This window comes from Prochlorococcus marinus str. MIT 9401, from assembly GCF_000760095.1.
GTDB lineage: Bacteria > Cyanobacteriota > Cyanobacteriia > PCC-6307 > Cyanobiaceae > Prochlorococcus_A > Prochlorococcus_A marinus_I.
On the sequence record NZ_JNAR01000006.1, the window covers coordinates 51798 to 69534 of the forward strand.

Genomic DNA, 17737 nt, shown 5'->3' on the forward strand with positions numbered 1-17737 from the left:
AAAATAGTTACTTACTATTCGATAATAGGATTAATCGGAGGCTGTTCAAACACACATTTACACTTAGTCTTTGAATTTCTATTCGATTTCGTGTTGAGTTAAATAGTTTTTTTATATTAGTTATATGATTATTCGGTCCTGAAATTGACATATAGACAAGTCCAACCGGTTTATCTTGACTGCCTCCGTTAGGACCAGCTATTCCACTAATTGCTATTGCCCAATCTGCTCTTAATTTCTCTTTTACATTAATTGCCATGGCCTCACAAACTTCTTCAGAAACAGCTCCATATTTTGTAAGCTTTTCTTTAGAAATATTTAATAATGAATTTTTTAGTTCATTACTATAGGAAACAATACTACCTTTAAAAACTTGAGATGAGCCTGATATTGAGGTTAGTGATGAAGATAGAAGGCCTCCGGTGCAGGATTCAGCAAAAACAATAGTTTCGTTCCTCTTGGTTAATTCTTTTATTAAAACGCTAGGAAGAGTATCGTTATCCTCTCCAAAAATATATTTTGAAAAATCTTTTTTTAATTTTTCTTTAATAGGTTTAATTATATTTTTTGCTTCTAGGTCGTTCTTAGCTCGCGCGGTGATTCTGAGTTTAACCTCTCCTAAGTTTGCGTATGGAGCAACGGTAGGGTTTTTAAGATTTAATAGATCATTAATTTTTTCAGCAACGTTTGATTCTCCAATACCCGCAAATTTAAGAGTATTTGAAAAAAAGGAATAATTATCTGAGAATTTGGTTTTAATGAAATCATACGCAGTCTCTTCCCACATAGTTTTCATTTCACTGGGTACTCCTGGGAAAGTAAGGATAGTAAAATCTTTTACTGGTTCCCAAATCATTCCTGGGGCCGTGCCCCTAGGGTTATTAATAATTTGAGCATTTTCTGGGAAGAAACATTGTTTCCTTAAGCTGGAGGAATCGTCCTTGAGCTTTGAGTTAGAAAGTTTTTGTTTAATTTCATCCCATAAAAGCGGTCTTTCAAAAAGAGATACATTAAAAGATTTGGCTATTGCTTCAGTAGTTAAGTCATCTGGGGTGGGTCCCAAGCCACCAGTTGTAATTAAAAGATTACTTCTTTTCGATATTTCTTGAATTACTTTTATAATTCGATCACAATTATCACCGACAGTTGATTGCCTAAAGTGATTTAAGCCTAATTGAGATAACTGTTCAGAAATCCATTGAGCATTTGTATTGATAATATTTCCTAAGAGTAGCTCTGTTCCGATAGAAAGAATTTCAACTCCCTTGGAGTTAGGACTCATTTAATTGATGCTTCAAGTTTGCCTTCATAAAGAGGAAAACGATTACATAAGGTTAATACTCTCTCTTTACATTGACTTTCAATCAGTGAATCGTCTGGGTTAAGTAATCTATCAGCAATAATTTCGCCAACTTCAGCAAAAGCATCCTCATTAAAGCCTCTAGTAGTTAAAGCAGCAGTTCCCAACCTTAGTCCGCTGGTTACAAAAGGTGATTCAGGGTCAAATGGAACAGTATTTTTATTTGCAGTGATATTCACTTCACTTACAAGTAAATCAGCAATCTTACCAGTCATATTGATACTTCTTAAATCGAGTAAAACAATATGATTATCAGTGCCTCCACTAACGATATTAATACCTCTATTTATTAAAGTTGAAGCTAGAACTTTTGCATTTTTTATTACTTGTTGGGAATAATTAACGAAATCTGGCTGCAAGGCTTCTCCAAATGCAACTGCTTTAGCTGCAATTATATGTTCGAGGGGCCCACCCTGAGTTCCAGGGAAAACAGATTTATCAAATTTCTTTCCAAATTCTGCATCTTTACACAAGATAAGTCCGCCTCTAGGACCTCTTAATGTTTTATGAGTAGTTGTGGTTACTACATCACAATATGGTATCGGATTTGGGTGAAGTTTACTTGCTACAAGACCGGCGATGTGTGCAATATCAGCCATTAAGAATGCACCAACTTCATCTGCAATATTTCTAAATGACTCAAAATCGATTGTTCTTGGATAAGCAGAATATCCACATATGATTAATTTTGGTTTTGTTTCAAGTGCTATCTCTCTTATCTCATCAAAATTTAATTCACTAGTTTCTTTATTTACACCATAGTGAACTGCATTGAACCATTTACCACTCATATTTACTGGAGACCCATGAGTTAGGTGTCCACCATGAGATAAATCCATCCCCATGATTGTGTCGCCAGGTTTAAGTAGACTTAGGAAAACAGCAGCATTTGCTTGCGCTCCACTATGGGGTTGAACATTAGCCCAATTTGCATTAAATAATTTTTTCGCTCTTTGAATAGCTAATTCTTCGATTTCATCAACAAATTCACATCCCCCGTAATATCTTTTTTGTGGTAATCCCTCGGCATATTTATTTGTAAGTACGGAACCTTGAGCCTGCATAACGGCAATTGATGCGAAATTTTCGCTTGCGATTAACTCAAGATGAGTTTCCTGCCTATTTTTTTCAGAGTTAATAAAATTTGATATTACTGGATCTCTATCTTTTAGATTTTGAAGGATATTCATTGAATTTGATAAGTAATAACCATAATATAGACGATATTTTTTAGAAAAATATAAAAAGAATATTTCAGAATTTTAAACGCGCCTGGAGAGATTCGAACTCCCGACACCCTGATCCGTAGTCAGGTGCTCTAATCCACTGAGCTACAGGCGCATAATTATGTAATATCTCTGTTTCAGGGTCTCTTAGTCAACTAGATTTCGGGTAAAATATCTATTATTAACAATCTAATTATTAATATGCCTATAAAGTGGTACGGAAATGGTGACTCAGAAGATCCTATCTATAAACATTTTTCTCGAATAGTAAATTTTGTTATTCACTGCATGATATTTACTGCGATTGTAAGTGGTACGTGGCTTTTAAAGGAGATTAAATATGAAATCAGCTACTTTAGTAATTTTGCAATTGTCTGGTCAGTTCTTTTGGTCTCCCATTTACTTTTCGTAATTATAAAAAAACCTAAAGATACTTCAAAACAATCAACTTAAATTAATTTCTATTTATGGACTCTCAGATAAGTATAAGTGATCTAGAAAATGTTATTTCCGAAAAGGTTTTTATAAAAATAGAAAAGTGGAATTTGTATCTTGGAGACGCTGGACTAGCTAGGCATCTTGCTATTGAATGTATCAGCAATAAAGATCAAAGTCCATTGGAGGCTGCAAAATTAAGTCTGAAAGCAATAAATGTAAAAGTAGGTGATGGTGTTAATAGTATTCCACTGATTAATTTAATCACTAAATCACAAATTCTAGAATTAGAAGAGATTTTGGAAAGCTTTTTTTAAAAACTAAATCTCTTTTTTTGAAACTTTGAATTTATTTACTTTAAATAATTTTGTAAGTAAAAAATAAATCACAAAAAAAGTTAGAGTTCCAAATATTAATATTAAAAATTCTGAAAGATTTGAATTGAAGTTATTAGTAGTTTGGAGGATAGTAAAACAAAGCGTGCTGTCTATAAATGCTGCTAATGACATGAGGCTAATTTTCCTCAATAAATCCAAGTTAGGTAAATCGATATCTTCATTTCGTAGATTAAAAGAAAGCAAAATACAGACTATAAGGTTGACTATTACTGAAGAAAAGATTATTCCCACAACTCCGAAATTATATGGAGAAAGATTCCCAAAATTCTTAATTGGGGCACCAATTAAAAACCAATCAAAAAAAATATTAAAAATTATCCCTGCAAATGAAGACTTAAAAGGGAATTTTGTTTTTTCTATTGAATAGTAAGTTCTTACTAATAAATCTCTATAAAGATAAAATGGTATGCCAACTGCATAAGCAATTAATATATTTTTTACTTTTAAAGTTGCTGAATAATCAAAAGATCCTCTTTGAAAAACTAATTGTACGATTTGATTATTGAATGTTATGAAAAATCCTGTTAAAAAAATAGCTGTTAAGAAACAGTACTCTATCCCAGATATCAATTTTTTTTGGAGACCTCTTTTGTCTTTTTCGCTTCTTAATTTAGAAAATTTTGGAAGTAATGGCAGAATCAAGGAGTTAGATAATATGCCTAAGGGGGCTTGTATAAGAAAGTTTCCGTAAGCTAGTCCAGATGCTGCGCCTTGAAAACTTGAAGCGAAAAACATATCGATAAAAACATTAATTTGACTTAAACCTGATGAGATAGATGCTGGAATAATTAGTTTAAAAATTCTCCTCTCTTCATCTTTATATAAATTGAAGGTTGACTCTAATCTCAAGAGACCAATTTTTTTTATTTCCCAAATTTGAACAACAAACTGAATTAAAGTTCCTGTCAAAGTTGCAAATGCCAGTAATCCCGTATAAGCAAAGAAATTAGAAGATGTATTTTCTTGGTTGAAAATCCAACTAAATAAAATAAAAAAAATAATAGTTACGCTTGTTATTGCAGGACTTATACTTGATAAAAAGAATTTTCTTTGGGAATTTAAGGCGCCAAAACTTAAACCTATGAAGCCGGATAAAGGGATGCAAGGTGTAAGTATTTGTAATTGGTAAGTGGCAATAGATTTTGCTTCATAACTTAAATTCGGGGCCAATAAATCAATTAGTAAACTGGAATTTGAGTAAATCAATATGGCTAAAATTATTAATAATATTGAGAGTTTTATGCTTACTTGAGTTAAAATAATCCCTCCATTTTTTTTGTTAAGCGGAGTTAAAACTGCAACCACTGCGTTATGCAAGGGACCATTAATACCCCCAATGATTATTAGCAAAAAACCAGGAATTATATATGCATAATTAAACGCGTCGTACGTTACACCAACCCCAAAAGCAGCAGCTATAAATATTTGTCTTATACATCCAGCTAATTTACTTAGACTAGTACCAAACGAAATTGAAAAAACATTATTTTTTAAAAATGAATGCATTTGGAATGGTCTAAATTTTTCAATAAGTTTAAGTTTCAATTATATTTGATTTCTAACCAACGACATATTTATGAATGATCGGTTAATTGATTTTGATCCATTAATTGAAGGGGTTTTAATTAAAAGGTATAAAAGGTTTCTCGCAGATATTGAATTAGAGAGTGGAGAGGTAGTAACTGCTCATTGTGCTAACACGGGCCCAATGAAGGGACTTTTGAGTGAGGGAGCAAAAGTAAGAATAAGTGTTTCTTCTTCTTTAAAAAGAAAATTACCTTTTACTTGGGAACAGATATGTGTTCTTAATGCAAAAAATGAGGAAGTTTGGGTAGGTATTAATACTCTATTCGCAAACAAGTTAATCAAAAAGGTTATTGAGAAAAATCTTTTAATAGAAACAATAGGTGAAATAGAGACAATCAAATCTGAAGTGCCCTACGGAAAAGATAAAAAAAGCAGAATTGACTTTTTTTTAACCCCAAAATCTTCAAATCCTGATAAACGTAACATTTACATAGAGGTTAAAAATACGACTTGGATTAAAGAAAATGTAGCTCTATTCCCAGATACAGTAACGAAAAGAGGTCAAAAACACCTCATTGAATTAAAGGAATTAATTCCTGAAAGTAAAAGTGTTTTGGTACTTTGTATTACGAGAAAAGATGCTTGTTTTTTTGCACCTGGAGATGATGCAGATCCCTTATACGGCAATCTTTTTAGAGAATCTTTAAGTGCAGGATTGATAACTATCCCATGTTCCTTCGAATTTCATAAAGACCACGTATCATGGAAAGGGATAAAACCTTTGAAATAAATATAATCTTGAAATTTTAAAACTCCCAAAAAAAAAATTTTTTAATTTAACAGATATATTTTTAGGATGCAACTATAAAATTGGTAACAACGACTACTAGACACTAATTAGTTTTTTGAGCAAAATTGAAAATGAAAGAAAACAGCACAAACTGTTTTTTTGCAGATCTAATTTTTTTTTATGACCACTGCTTTGCAAACGCCTCAAAGGCGCTCTAGGTCCAAGTTACAAGATGCAAGTCTTGTAAATGGACCTATGCTCCTTTTGAGGAGTATTCGAGGATTTAGTTCAAACCGCTCTATGTTGTGGCTTGCAACTGTTCCTTTAGCTTTGTTTGGTTTAGGTATTTTTAATCTTTCAGCTCACGCAGCTGATTTACCTGAGTTGAATGCAGCTTTTCTTGCTAACAATTTATGGCTTTTGATCGCTACTATTTTAGTGATCTTTATGAACGCTGGTTTCGCTATGGTTGAGGCAGGTATGTGTCGTTCTAAGAACGCAGTTAACATCCTTGCTAAAAACCTATTCGTATTTGCTCTAGCTGTAACCTCATATTGGTTTATCGGCTACTCATTAATGTACGGAGGTAGTGTTGCTGACGGATGGCTTTATTTTGGCGGCTTATTTTTTGATCCAACAGTTACTGCAGATATGGTAACTGATGCTGGATTAGTCCCAACAGTTGATTTCTTGTTCCAGTCTGCATTTGCAGGAACTGCGGCAACTATCGTATCCGGTCTTGTTGCTGAAAGAGTTAAATTTGGAGAATTTGTTGTTTTTGCTGTTGTATTAACTGCATTTATATATCCAATTGCTGGTAGCTGGAAATGGAATGGTGGTTGGCTTGATTCTTTAGGTTTTGTAGACTTTGCTGGTTCTTCAATTGTTCACTCAGTTGGAGCATGGGCTGGTCTTGTAGGAGCTATGCTTCTTGGGCCAAGAATAGGCAAATACTCTGATGGGAAACCACAGGCTATGCCAGGACACAATATGGCAATAGCTACTCTTGGTGCATTAGTTCTATGGATAGGTTGGTATGGTTTTAATCCCGGTTCTCAACTTGCTATGGATCAATGGGTTCCATACGTTGCTGTAACAACTACTTTGGCAGCAGCAGCTGGAGCTATTGGTGCAACTATTGTTTCAACTTTAACTTCTGGTAAGCCTGATCTTACAATGATAATTAACGGAATCCTTGCTGGTTTGGTTAGTATCACTGCTGGTTGTGGTGATATGACCCTTGCTGGAGCCTGGTTCGCAGGACTAGTGGGCGGAATTATTGTTGTATTTTCTGTTGCAGCACTTGATGCCGCTGAGATCGATGATCCTGTAGGTGCATTCTCTGTTCACGGAGTTTGTGGTGTATGGGGTACTGTAGTTATCGGTCTTTGGGGTACAGCTGTACAAGGTGATGGAGCAGGTATGGGATTGTTCAATGGCGGAGGTATTACCCTTCTTCTAGTTCAAGCTCTTGGTGCCGCAGCTTATGCTATTTGGACACTAGTTACTTGCTGGATTGCCTGGTCTGTAATTGGAGGATTGTTCGGTGGAATCCGAGTATCTGAAGAGGAAGAGACTCAAGGCTTAGATATAGGAGAGCATGGAATGGAAGCATATCCAGACTTTGCATCTGCTAAATAATCTAACTGAAAATTGATTTGAGAAACCTGACTTATGTCAGGTTTCTTTTTTTTTACGAAAATTATTTAAAACGTTGTAATATAGAAAGATGGATACACAAGCTTTTAGAAGATCACTTCATCATTCTGATAGATACAACAGAAGGGGTTTCGATTCTCCAACAAAAAGAGCTCAAGCGTTAGAAGAAGCTTACCAAAGTGATTTGATAAGTTCTATCAGGGATAATGGTTTTACTTACACTAAAGGCAGACTAAATATTAAATTGGCCCAAGCTTTCGGTTTCTGTTGGGGAGTTGAAAGAGCTGTCGCAATGGCTTATGAAACTAGAAGACATTACCCAAAAGAAAATATTTGGATAACAAATGAAATTATTCATAATCCCTCGGTTAATGATCATTTAAGAAAAATGAATGTAAAATTCATTTCAGCTAAAAATGGAATTAAAGATTTTTCTTTAGTGTCTAACGGGGATGTTGTTATACTTCCTGCTTTCGGCGCTACTGTTCAAGAAATGAAACTCTTGCATGAGAAAGGTTGTCATATAATTGATACAACTTGTCCATGGGTTTCTAAGGTTTGGCATACAGTTGAAAAACATAAAAAACATATTTTCACATCCATTATTCATGGAAAATTTAAACATGAAGAGACTCTCGCTACAAGTTCATTCGCAGGTAAATATTTAGTCGTACTTGATCTAGAAGAAGCAAACTACGTATCGGAATATATTCTGGGGAGAGGTAATAGAAATGAGTTTATGAACAAATTTGCTAAAGCCTGTTCTAATGGATTTGATCCTGATAAGGATTTAGATAGAGTGGGAGTTGCAAATCAGACAACTATGCTCAAGAGCGAGACTGAGGAAATTGGAAAGGTGTTTGAAAGAACGATGTTAAAAAAATTTGGACCAGAAAATGTAAATAGTCACTTTTTAGCTTTTAATACTATTTGTGATGCGACTGAAGAAAGACAAGATGCAATGTTCTCTCTGGTTGATGAAGACCTTGATATCCTAGTGGTTATTGGAGGGTTCAATTCTTCCAATACTACCCACTTACAAGAAATAGCAATTACTAAAAATATTTCTTCTTTTCACATTGATACCCCAGAGAGGATATCAGTTAAAGAAAACTCAATATTTCATAAACCACTAGGATCAGAATTAGAACTTAAAAATAATTTTCTACCTAGTGGAAAAATTAATGTTGGAATTACCTCAGGTGCATCCACTCCTGATAAGGTCGTAGCAGATGTTATTGAAAAGTTAATTGATATTGCTTCATGAATTTCTTATGTATTTATAAATTTGCTTAGTTTTTTTAATTTATTAGTCAGATAATTCCAAAAGATCTACTTTATTAACTAGAATAATGAAAAAATAATGAAGTATGGAAGACAAAGCACAAACAGATCAGATTCAAACTGCAAGTATGAATAGAACTAAAGCCCCCCAAAAAGTTGAAGTTGTGGTTGCCAATTCATCTTCAGGGTCAGAAGTTAATATCCTTGGAGAACTATCAATTTTTGTTTTAAGAATAGGTTTTTGTGCTTTGATGATTCACCATGGCCTTGAGAAACTTCAGGATCCGCAAGGTTTTGCTGAGTTTGTAGTTGGTAAGTACTTTCCATTTTTGCCAGGCGATCCTGTTATTTGGACTTTTGGAGCAGCAATTACTCAATTGGTATGTCCAGTAGGTTTGGCTTTGGGGGTTTTTGCTAGGCTTTCTTCTCTTGGTCTATTCTCCACCATGGCATTCGCAGTTTATTTTCATCTTCTTGATACTGGACTAGAAGGTTTTCCTCTGGCAGTGGTCGAGGGTCATAATTATGCTTTCGAATTGTCTTTTATATATGGGGCTATTTCTCTTTACTTTCTATGTGCAGGTCCTGGCAGGCTATCTTTATTTAGAAAGACAAACAAAATAACATATTATCCAAAATCAACATAATTAATGTAAGAAGTGCCTTTTTTGGGTAAATACCATTGAGATTCCTTTCAAATTACACATATCAATACTTTCTTGGTCTCTTAGACTTCCTCCAGGTTGAATAATAGCTTTTATTCCATATTCATTTGCTAACTCTACAGTATCCGCAAATGGAAAAAATCCATCGCTTGCTAAGACAGCATCAGAGCACAAACTTCCAGCTGCTTTTAATGCAATTTTTGCTGCTCCAACTCTATTCATTTGTCCAGCACCAATACCAATAGTTTTTTGGTCTTTTGCAATAACAATGGCATTGGATTTCACGTGCTTGCAAATTCTCCATGCAAAATTTAGATCTAAGTTAATTTGATTACTCGGATTTTTATCTGTTACTGAAATCCAATTTTCAGTTTTTTCTTCACTATCGTCAGTATCTTGAACAAGTAATCCTCCCATTATTGATTTAGTAGAATTTTGATTCTTTTTTGGAAGTTGATTTTTTGCAAATTTTAAAATTCTTAAATTCTTTTTAACTTTTAAAATTTCTAAAGCTTCCTCATCAAAAGATGGAGCGACTATACACTCTAAGAAAATATCTTTGAGGTGAATTGCGGTCTCACTATCAACATTTGAATTAAAAGCAACTATTCCTCCAAATGCACTAACAGAGTCGCATTCCAGGGCATTCAAAAATGCTTTAGAAGCTGAATTACTTATGGAGGCACCACAAGGATTATTGTGTTTTAAAATAACAGCGGCAAACATGTCGTTTGTTACATCATCTTTTTCTGTGTAGCCAAATTCTAAAACTGTTGAAAGTGCCGACTCTAGATCTAATAGATTGTTATAACTTAAGTCTTTTCCTTGAAGTTGTTCTGCTGAGTTCCATCCAACGTTATTTAAACCATACCAGAAAGCTTTTTGATGTGGATTCTCCCCATATCTTAAGGTTTTGATTAGTGGATAAGATTCAATATATTTGGAAGATTGTAAATCTCTTTCTTTTCTTATCCAATTAGATATTGCAGTGTCATAGTCTGCTGTGTGTTGAAAAGCTTCAAGGGCTAATTTTGCTTTATATGAGTCTTTTAATTCGCCTTTTTTACTTTCTTCAAGAAAATTTTGATACTGACTAGGATCTACTAAAACCGAAACATTCTTGTGATTTTTAGCTGCAGAACGAATCATAGATGGCCCTCCGATATCGATATTTTCAATAGCTTCTTCCCATTTAGCTCCCTGATCTACAGTTTTTTTAAAAGGATATAAATTTACAACTACTAAGTCAATTAACTCAAGATTGTTAGCTTCTATATCTTTTTTATGTTCCTCATCAGTTCTTTTAGCTAATATTCCCCCGTGTATTTTTGGATGTAAAGTTTTAACTCTTCCTCCAAGAATTTCTGGAGAATTAGTAAAATCAGCAACTTTAATAACTGGAATTTTAGCCTCTATAAGATGTTTGGCAGTTCCTCCACTTGATAGAATTTTATAATTAAATTGCTCTACCAATTCCTTACAAAATGGGATTATATTTTTTTTATCAGAGACACTTACTAAAGCTAATGGAGACATTATGGAAAAGTTTACTTACTTAAGAATATAAACATGAAATATGCTATCGATCATGAATTTGTCTCGATTAGCTCTCAAACTGCAACTCATAGAATTATTTTGATGCATGGTTGGGGAGCTGATTCAGATGACCTTTTAACATTTGGAAAGGAGATGACTGAAAAAATAAATCTTGATTTTGAGGTAATTTCTTTAAGGGGTCCTGGATTACACCCAAGTGGTCAGGGAAGGCAGTGGTATGGATTATACCCACATGATTGGAATGGAGCTGAGGTTGAAGTCAATAAACTTTTAGTTACATTAAAAAAATTTGATACTGATCAGATTCCACTAAGAAAAACAATTTTGTTGGGGTTCTCTCAGGGGGCGGCAATGGCAATTGATGCGGGATTTAAGTTAAATTTTGGATTAATTGTTGCTTGTAGTGGTTATCCTCACCCCAACTGGGCCCCTGGAGAAACATTATCGCCATTTATTATTAGTCATGGTTTACTTGATGACGTTGTGCCTGTAAATGCTTCTAGGAATATTTATGAAAAGGTAAAGAGTAAGTCCTCTAAATTTTGTGAATTACTAGAATTCGATGGATCTCATCAAATTGATTCAAATTTAATTAATTTTATAAGTTCAAATATAAGCAATATTTTTTAAACAAAAGCATATTCATATTCTTCAATCTCTTCCCAATCATCTGCAGTAAGTTCTAGACCCTCAAATATTTTTTCTTCACCAATTCCTTCAACTACAACTTTTAGTGATGGAAATAGAAAATGATTTTCTTCAGCATATTGTGCGCTAAACAAACCTTTTTCACCCCAAAAAAATCTATCGGTGGTGTGTTCATTTCTTCTGACATTGAAAACTGAAGGTGCAGAGAGACCATTTTCAGCTATGAATCTTCTTGCGGCTGTAATTGGTTTATGTTTGCCAGTTTCGATATGATAAATAGGTACATGTGCCATTACTCTTTGGCCAGCCAATCTTCTTCTGCTGATTCTTTTTCTTTTTTTTGACATTGATTGGTACTCCTGAAATTATTAATGAGATTAGTCTTAGTTATTTTTACTAATCTTATATGTGATTTTAAATTCACTTCAAATTACATAGAGGACCCATCAACCCCTGATGTAGCTTAAAATATGATTAAATATTCATATTTAAGGCTGGCTAAAGTCAGACCTCTTTATATATCTTAATACTTTTTTCATATTTTACAAGCCCTTTTTTAATTTTTTTTTTAAAAAATTTCCCAAAATTTTATTAATTATGAATCTTTCAAAAAAATTTGAAGAGCTCATTTTAAAACAGTTAGAGAGTTTTGGCTGCTCAATGGGCGTGACAAATTTAGTTATGTATCTTGCTTCAGCGAAGCAAGGAACTAAAGCATCTTTTGAAATGATTGGTCAATGGCCACAAATTGATCGGTTACTTACTTCAATAGAAGATGATCCTTCACTAAAGGTTTCTTCGCCTAATAGAAGATGGTACCCTTTACAAGAAAACGATATTCTACTTGGTGTCCTTAGGGTTGAAACTGATTTAAAAGGGGGGAATTGGCCAGTAACTCTGGATTCTAGATTAAAAGCGCTTTCAGTGTCTTTAGCTAAATGCGTCTCTATAGAACTAGAACGTCAAAATAAAAATGAAGAAGTTAATTATTTAAAAAATCAGGTCAATGTCATAATTCATCAATTAAGGAATCCATTAGCTGCTATTAGAACATATGCAAAATTATTAATCAAAAGACTTGGTTCAGATGATGATTCTATTGAAATAGTCGAACGCATGATAATAGAGCAAAAACAAATTAATCAATATATGGATTCTTTTGCACAATTAAATTCACCTATTCAACTTCCTCTAGAAATTGGAGAGGAAAGATTATTATTACCACCAAATTTAGATAATAAAGAGATAATAACTGTTCAAAGTTTATTGAGACCAATATTAGAAAGGGGTAAAGCTAATGCGGACTTAGAGAATAGAGATTGGACTGAACCTTCTCTTTGGCCAGATTGGACAATTTCGCCATTAAAGGCAAAATATGCTGTAATTGCCGAAATAGTGGCCAATTTATTAGAAAATGCGTTTAAATATGCCCAAAAAGATACTGAAATTGGACTCGTAATTACGAGTAATGGACTTTGTATATTTGATGATGGTAAAAAAATAACCAAAAATGAAAACGAGAAAATTTTTGAAAAAGGTTTTAGAGGATCTGCTGCAAAAAAGAAGGATGGGACCGGTGTGGGACTTTTTTTGGCAAGAAAATTAGCAAAACAAATTGGAGGAGATTTGAGATTGTTGGAAAATAACTCGAGTGATGATACTGAGAAATTAAAAAATCTTAAGAAGAAAAATATTTTCTATTTAGAACTACCTATAAAAGAATTGCATGCATAAACAACATTACAGTTTCAACTAGTACAACACTTGCTCCGCAGGCATCTCCATTGAAGCCTCCAATTTTATTGCCTAGTATATTTGGGATAAAATAGCTTATAAAAATACCAATAAAAATAAGAATTAAAAATTTAATTAATATTGCTTGGGATGTAATTGAGAGAAATTGGTATGCAATGAAAATTAAAAGAAAAATAATGGAGATCAAAGATTCTTTTTTAAATCCATTCCAAAACTTTTTGTGACTTATAGATTTTTTCTTATAACTAATATACTTAAACTTTTCTATAAAAAATAAATTTGAAAATCTTCCCCAAAATAAGCATAAAGGTAAAACGAAGATTATTAGATTTTGAATTGTCAGTATGCAAGCAATTTGAATTAAAGTTATAAAAACTAAAGCTTGAACGCCAAAGGATCCAACTTTACTGTCTTTCATGGCTTTTAAACGTTTCTTTTTACCCGCAAAAATTCCATCGAAAGTATCCATTAAACCATCAAGGTGTAGACCACCAGTAATTAAATATCCTGAAGCCAAACAAACTAATGTTGATGCATAAATTGACCAATAGTTTGATCTTAAAAAAAGAAAAATATAACTCTGTATTGTTCCAATAAAAAATCCTAAAAGCGGCGCAAATTGCGCAATATTTTTAAATTCGGGATTAATAAAAGGTATCTTTGGAAATGTCGTATAGAAAATCCAAGATCCTGCCAAATTTTTTATGAAATATTTTTTGATGAGATAAAAATAGAATCAATATTAAATAATAGGGTAGATTAATAAAAAAGGATCAAAAAATTTTATAAATTATTGTGTTTGAATTTGAAATTACATCGAATTGCAGTAACACAGGTGCCAGAACTGGTATTTTTCATACGCCAAATGGTCAGGTTAGTACACCAAAATTTATGCCTGTGGGTACTTTGGCAACGGTTAAAGGAATTTCATCTAAGCAGTTAACCTCCACAGGGTCAGAAATGATTCTTTCAAATACCTTTCATCTTCATTTGCAACCTGGAGAAAAACTTGTTAAAGAATCTGGAGGAATACATAAGTTCATGAATTGGCCTAAGCCAATTCTTACTGATTCCGGAGGATATCAAGTTTTTAGTTTGGCCAAATTAAATAATATTTCTGATGAAGGTGTGGAATTTAAAAATCCAAGAGATGGTAATCATGTATTTTTGTCACCAGAAAAAGTAATACAGATTCAAATGGATCTTGGATCGGATGTTGCGATGGCTTTTGATCATTGTCCTCCGCATACAGCTAATGAAAATGATATTGAGGATTCTCTACAGAGAACTCATTCATGGTTGCAAAAATGTGTTGAGACTCATAAGAAATCAAATCAAGCATTATTCGGTATAGTTCAAGGTGGTAAGTATCCGAGATTGAGAGAATTTAGCGCAAAATATACAAGTTCTTTTGATCTGCCCGGAATAGCAGTGGGAGGTGTCAGTGTTGGCGAGGCAGTCGAAGAAATACATAATGTAATTAATTACGTCCCGAAGTTCTTACCAATCAATAAACCAAGATATTTAATGGGAATTGGCTCTTTAAGAGAAATTTCTTTAGCTGTTGCTAATGGATTCGATATATTTGACTGTGTTTTACCTACAAGACTAGGAAGACATGGGACTGCATTTTTTAATGATGAAAGATTGAATTTGCGAAATGCTCGATTCAAAAATGATTTTTCTCCGATTGACAAAACTTGTAAATGCGAGACCTGTAAATCTTATTCTCGAGCATATTTGCATCATCTAATTAGAAATGACGAAATATTAGGACTATCCCTAATAAGTTTGCATAATATTGCTCACTTAATAAGATTTACCAATGCAATTTCTACTGCAATTAGAGATAATTGTTTTACAAATGATTTCGCTCCTTGGAAAACATCCTCTATTGCTCACCATACGTGGTAACGTCTTATCATAATTAATTTATTAAAAAGGTGCTCATTCTATTTAATACATTTGCTGAATTGCCCGAGGCTTATAAGGCCTTCGCTCCAACCGTTGATGTTCTTCCACTTATTCCTTTATTTTTCTTTTTGTTGGTATTTGTTTGGCAAGCTGCAGTTGGATTTAAATAAAATTCTTTTAGTTTTTGATTGTTAGTGTTAGAAAGGATTTTCTAATAAAATCGCATCTCCCGAATTATCTACAGCACTCTCTATAAAATCAGCAATTTTTAATGCTCTTGAGGCTTGCTCACCATCTACCTCAGGAGTTTCTTTGCCCTGAACGCATTTTAGAAAATGCTCCAGTTCTGCATAAAGAGGTTCAATGGAGGTTGTGCTTACTTCTTCGACATATCCATCATTTCTATAAACTAATTCTCCATGCTCTGCTGTGTATGATTCATGAGACTTTCGATGAATTTGTAATGAGTGATTTAAGAAATCAGTTTCTACTAGGCTATTTTGGCAGTGAGCACTTAAATTTCTAATTTTTTTGTGACTCATTTTGCTAGCAGTTAAGCTTGCAATAACATTATTTTTAAAGACTAAAGTAGCATTAACATAATCTATTAATCCTTCGCTATTTCTTCCTCCAACAGCTGCTAATTTTTGTATTTTTGAGTTTACAAGCTCTAAAATAAGATCAATGTCATGAATCATTAAATCCATTACTACAGACACATCATTTGCTCTGTCTGCATGAGGACTGTGCCTCCTTGCTTCTAAGACAACAATTTCTTCGTTATTTACTATTTTATTTAATTCTCTAAAAGCAGGATTAAATCTTTCAATATGCCCAACTTGTAATAGACAATTGCTTGCATTAGCTGCTTCTATTAATGATTTTGCCTCCAGTTCATTAGCTGCAATTGGTTTTTCAATAAGAACGTTAGTACCTCCATTTAGACAATCTAGTCCTACCTTATGATGAAGTAGAGTCGGAACAGCGATACAAATAGCATCCACTTTTGGAATTAAGTCCTTATAATTTTTGAACCATTCACATTGAAATTGTTCAATAGCTAATTTACCTCTCTCTTCATTTGGATCTGCTACCCCAACGAGATTCGCATCTTTGAGTAAACTTAGTACTCGAGCATGATGCCAGCCCATATTCCCTATGCCTATGACTCCAACCTTTACGGGTGATGAGGTTGGTTGCATAATTTAGTCCATGTATTTATTAATATTATCCTCCATGAGGAGCCACATTTAGCTTTTGGGAAGAATTAATTTAACACGATCAATTTTTGGACCTGACATAGAAATAACTTCAAATTTAATGTAATTAAATTCTAAAACGTCCCCAATTTTTGGAACCATTTGAAATTTTTCTAGCATAAATCCAGCAAGAGTATGATAATCTGCACCTTCTGGAATGGAACATCCTAACTTCTTATTGATATCAATAATTTCTGATTTTCCAGCTATTGACCATTTTTTAGAGAAATTATCTAACATTCTCATGTCTGAATAAATTCTATTGTTGAGCATTTCCTCTCCAACTATTTCGCCATTTAGATCAGCTGCAGTTATGAGCCCCTCTGTTCCTCCATGTTCATCAACTACTAGTAAGAAAGGATTATAGTCTCTTACTATCGGAAATATTTCTGCTAACGAACATGTTTCTATAATTTTTGTCACTGGTAAAAGGAAAGGCTCTAATAATGTATTGGCTTCCATTTCACCTTTTGAAATTGGCTTAGCTAGATATCGCAAATCTAATACACCTAATACATCATCTAATGACTCACCAATCACAAAGAAGCGAGCATGGCGAGTTTTATCTACTTGTTTCATAAGTTCTGCAAAGGTTATATTTTTTGGCAAAGTTACCATTTCAGATCTTGGAATCATTACTTCTTTAACTTGTGTATCTTTTAAAGCAAAAACTCCTTCAAGAATATTTTTCTCATCTGGTTTTAAACCTGTTACATTATCTGTTTCTATAAGAGTTTCTAATTCACCTGCAGATAAACCTGAGTTTAAAGAATCCCATTTGTTATTTAAATTGAACAAACCCAAACAGGCACTAGCAAAGAATTCTATTGTCTTCACTATAGGATTCATAGCTTTTCTGACGGCATCGAATATTGTTGTAAGCTTTAATGCAGCAGATTCTGGATTGTTAATTACTATTGCTTTAGGAATCAGTCCTGAAACGAGAGTAACAACTAAAACAACAAATAAAAAAAGTAGAAGATCATAAAATCTATTTGACAAAATATTTCTTTTCCAATAATCATTGGCCAGGTTATTGCTGAGCCATCCAATTGCAATTAATGAAATTGTTACTCCAAATTGAGAGGCAATTAATGAGGATCTAAAGCGTTTTTGAATCTTCAAAATTGAAAATGCTCCTTTCTTTTTTTCTTCTATCAACCTTAAAACTTTACTTGGCCTTATTAATAAAAAAGAAAGTTCGCTTGCTGCGAAAAAAGCGGGGAAAAATAAAAGAAATAAAAGTAGAGTTATTTTCAT

18 protein-coding genes and 1 tRNA gene are annotated in these 17737 nt (G+C 33.3%); 10 read left to right on the top strand and 9 right to left on the bottom strand.

Annotation, left to right across the window (positions count from 1 at the left end; all coding sequences use genetic code 11):
• Positions 1 to 7: 7 nt before the first annotated feature.
• The 3 genes from EV01_RS06475 to EV01_RS06465 all read right to left on the bottom strand — a co-directional run bounded on the left by EV01_RS06475 (position 8) and on the right by EV01_RS06465 (position 2701).
• The gene (locus tag EV01_RS06475; RefSeq protein ID WP_032517377.1) at positions 8 to 1282 is read right to left on the bottom strand and encodes a competence/damage-inducible protein A; all 1275 of its coding nucleotides are present in this window, start codon (positions 1280 to 1282) and stop codon (positions 8 to 10) included.
• Positions 1279 to 2550, bottom strand: a complete 1272-nt coding sequence (gene glyA, locus EV01_RS06470; RefSeq protein ID WP_032517379.1) for a serine hydroxymethyltransferase — start codon at positions 2548 to 2550, stop codon at positions 1279 to 1281. The genes EV01_RS06475 and glyA overlap by 4 nt, the downstream gene beginning before the upstream one ends.
• Positions 2551 to 2627: 77 nt before the next feature.
• Positions 2628 to 2701: transfer RNA gene (locus EV01_RS06465), tRNA-Arg, on the bottom strand.
• A gap of 86 nt (positions 2702 to 2787) precedes the next feature.
• Here EV01_RS06465 and EV01_RS0108815 point away from each other — a divergent pair.
• On the top strand, positions 2788 to 3039 hold the full coding sequence (locus EV01_RS0108815) for a hypothetical protein (RefSeq protein WP_032517381.1): 252 nt from the start codon (positions 2788 to 2790) through the stop codon (positions 3037 to 3039).
• A gap of 14 nt (positions 3040 to 3053) precedes the next feature.
• A complete protein-coding gene (locus tag EV01_RS06460) occupies positions 3054 to 3338 on the top strand; it encodes a DUF3181 family protein (protein WP_032517382.1) in 285 nt (94 codons plus the stop codon).
• 3 nt (positions 3339 to 3341) lie between these two features.
• On the opposite strand, the gene murJ is transcribed toward EV01_RS06460, so the two are convergent.
• A complete protein-coding gene (gene murJ / locus EV01_RS06455) occupies positions 3342 to 4925 on the bottom strand; it encodes a murein biosynthesis integral membrane protein MurJ (protein ID WP_032517608.1) in 1584 nt (527 codons plus the stop codon).
• Between the two features lie 70 nt (positions 4926 to 4995).
• On the opposite strand from murJ, the gene sfsA reads away from it, so the two are divergent.
• The 4 genes from sfsA to EV01_RS06435 all read left to right on the top strand — a co-directional run bounded on the left by sfsA (position 4996) and on the right by EV01_RS06435 (position 9326).
• Complete coding sequence (sfsA, locus tag EV01_RS06450; protein ID WP_032517383.1) at positions 4996 to 5736, top strand: DNA/RNA nuclease SfsA; 741 nt, start codon at positions 4996 to 4998, stop codon at positions 5734 to 5736.
• A gap of 180 nt (positions 5737 to 5916) precedes the next feature.
• Positions 5917 to 7377, top strand: a complete 1461-nt coding sequence (locus tag EV01_RS06445) for an ammonium transporter (RefSeq protein WP_011862304.1) — start codon at positions 5917 to 5919, stop codon at positions 7375 to 7377.
• 88 nt (positions 7378 to 7465) lie between these two features.
• Positions 7466 to 8662, top strand: a complete 1197-nt coding sequence (locus EV01_RS06440; RefSeq protein ID WP_032517384.1) for a 4-hydroxy-3-methylbut-2-enyl diphosphate reductase — start codon at positions 7466 to 7468, stop codon at positions 8660 to 8662.
• Positions 8663 to 8765: 103 nt separating this feature from the next.
• Positions 8766 to 9326 (top strand): DoxX family protein, encoded by a 561-nt coding sequence (locus EV01_RS06435; protein ID WP_032517386.1) that lies wholly within the window; start codon positions 8766 to 8768, stop codon positions 9324 to 9326.
• Here the strand turns inward: EV01_RS06435 and purH are convergent, their stop codons facing one another.
• Positions 9327 to 10880, bottom strand: coding sequence for a bifunctional phosphoribosylaminoimidazolecarboxamide formyltransferase/IMP cyclohydrolase (gene purH, locus EV01_RS06430; protein ID WP_032517387.1), 1554 nt, complete (start codon positions 10878 to 10880; stop codon positions 9327 to 9329).
• A 33-nt stretch (positions 10881 to 10913) separates the two neighbouring features.
• Here purH and EV01_RS06425 point away from each other — a divergent pair, with 33 nt between their 5' ends.
• Positions 10914 to 11531, top strand: coding sequence for an alpha/beta hydrolase (locus tag EV01_RS06425; protein WP_032517388.1), 618 nt, complete (start codon positions 10914 to 10916; stop codon positions 11529 to 11531).
• Here EV01_RS06425 and EV01_RS06420 read toward each other — a convergent pair.
• Positions 11528 to 11896 (bottom strand): DUF3155 domain-containing protein, encoded by a 369-nt coding sequence (locus tag EV01_RS06420; RefSeq protein ID WP_032523279.1) that lies wholly within the window; start codon positions 11894 to 11896, stop codon positions 11528 to 11530. The two genes, EV01_RS06425 and EV01_RS06420, sit on opposite strands and share 4 nt — an antisense overlap.
• A gap of 250 nt (positions 11897 to 12146) precedes the next feature.
• Between EV01_RS06420 and EV01_RS06415 the strand changes: the two genes are divergently transcribed.
• Entirely contained in the window at positions 12147 to 13283 is a 1137-nt protein-coding gene (locus tag EV01_RS06415) for a sensor histidine kinase (protein ID WP_032517389.1), read from the top strand.
• Here EV01_RS06415 and EV01_RS06410 read toward each other — a convergent pair.
• Positions 13261 to 14001: an adenosylcobinamide-GDP ribazoletransferase gene (locus EV01_RS06410; protein ID WP_032517390.1), complete on the bottom strand. Its 741-nt coding sequence runs from the start codon at positions 13999 to 14001 to the stop codon at positions 13261 to 13263. The genes EV01_RS06415 and EV01_RS06410 overlap by 23 nt on opposite strands.
• 98 nt (positions 14002 to 14099) lie before the next feature.
• On the opposite strand from EV01_RS06410, the gene tgt reads away from it, so the two are divergent.
• Both tgt and EV01_RS06400 read left to right on the top strand, forming a co-directional pair.
• A complete protein-coding gene (gene tgt, locus EV01_RS06405) occupies positions 14100 to 15218 on the top strand; it encodes a tRNA guanosine(34) transglycosylase Tgt (RefSeq protein WP_032517392.1) in 1119 nt (372 codons plus the stop codon).
• Between the two features lie 29 nt (positions 15219 to 15247).
• Complete coding sequence (locus tag EV01_RS06400) at positions 15248 to 15388, top strand: photosystem II reaction center protein K (RefSeq protein ID WP_011375837.1); 141 nt, start codon at positions 15248 to 15250, stop codon at positions 15386 to 15388.
• Between the two features lie 27 nt (positions 15389 to 15415).
• Here the strand turns inward: EV01_RS06400 and EV01_RS06395 are convergent, their stop codons facing one another.
• Positions 15416 to 16420 carry a Gfo/Idh/MocA family protein gene (locus EV01_RS06395; RefSeq protein WP_032517393.1) on the bottom strand — a complete coding sequence of 335 codons (1005 nt, stop codon included), beginning with the start codon at positions 16418 to 16420 and terminating at the stop codon, positions 15416 to 15418.
• Positions 16421 to 16468: 48 nt separating this feature from the next.
• On the bottom strand, positions 16469 to 17737 hold the full coding sequence (locus tag EV01_RS06390) for a hemolysin family protein (protein WP_032517394.1): 1269 nt from the start codon (positions 17735 to 17737) through the stop codon (positions 16469 to 16471).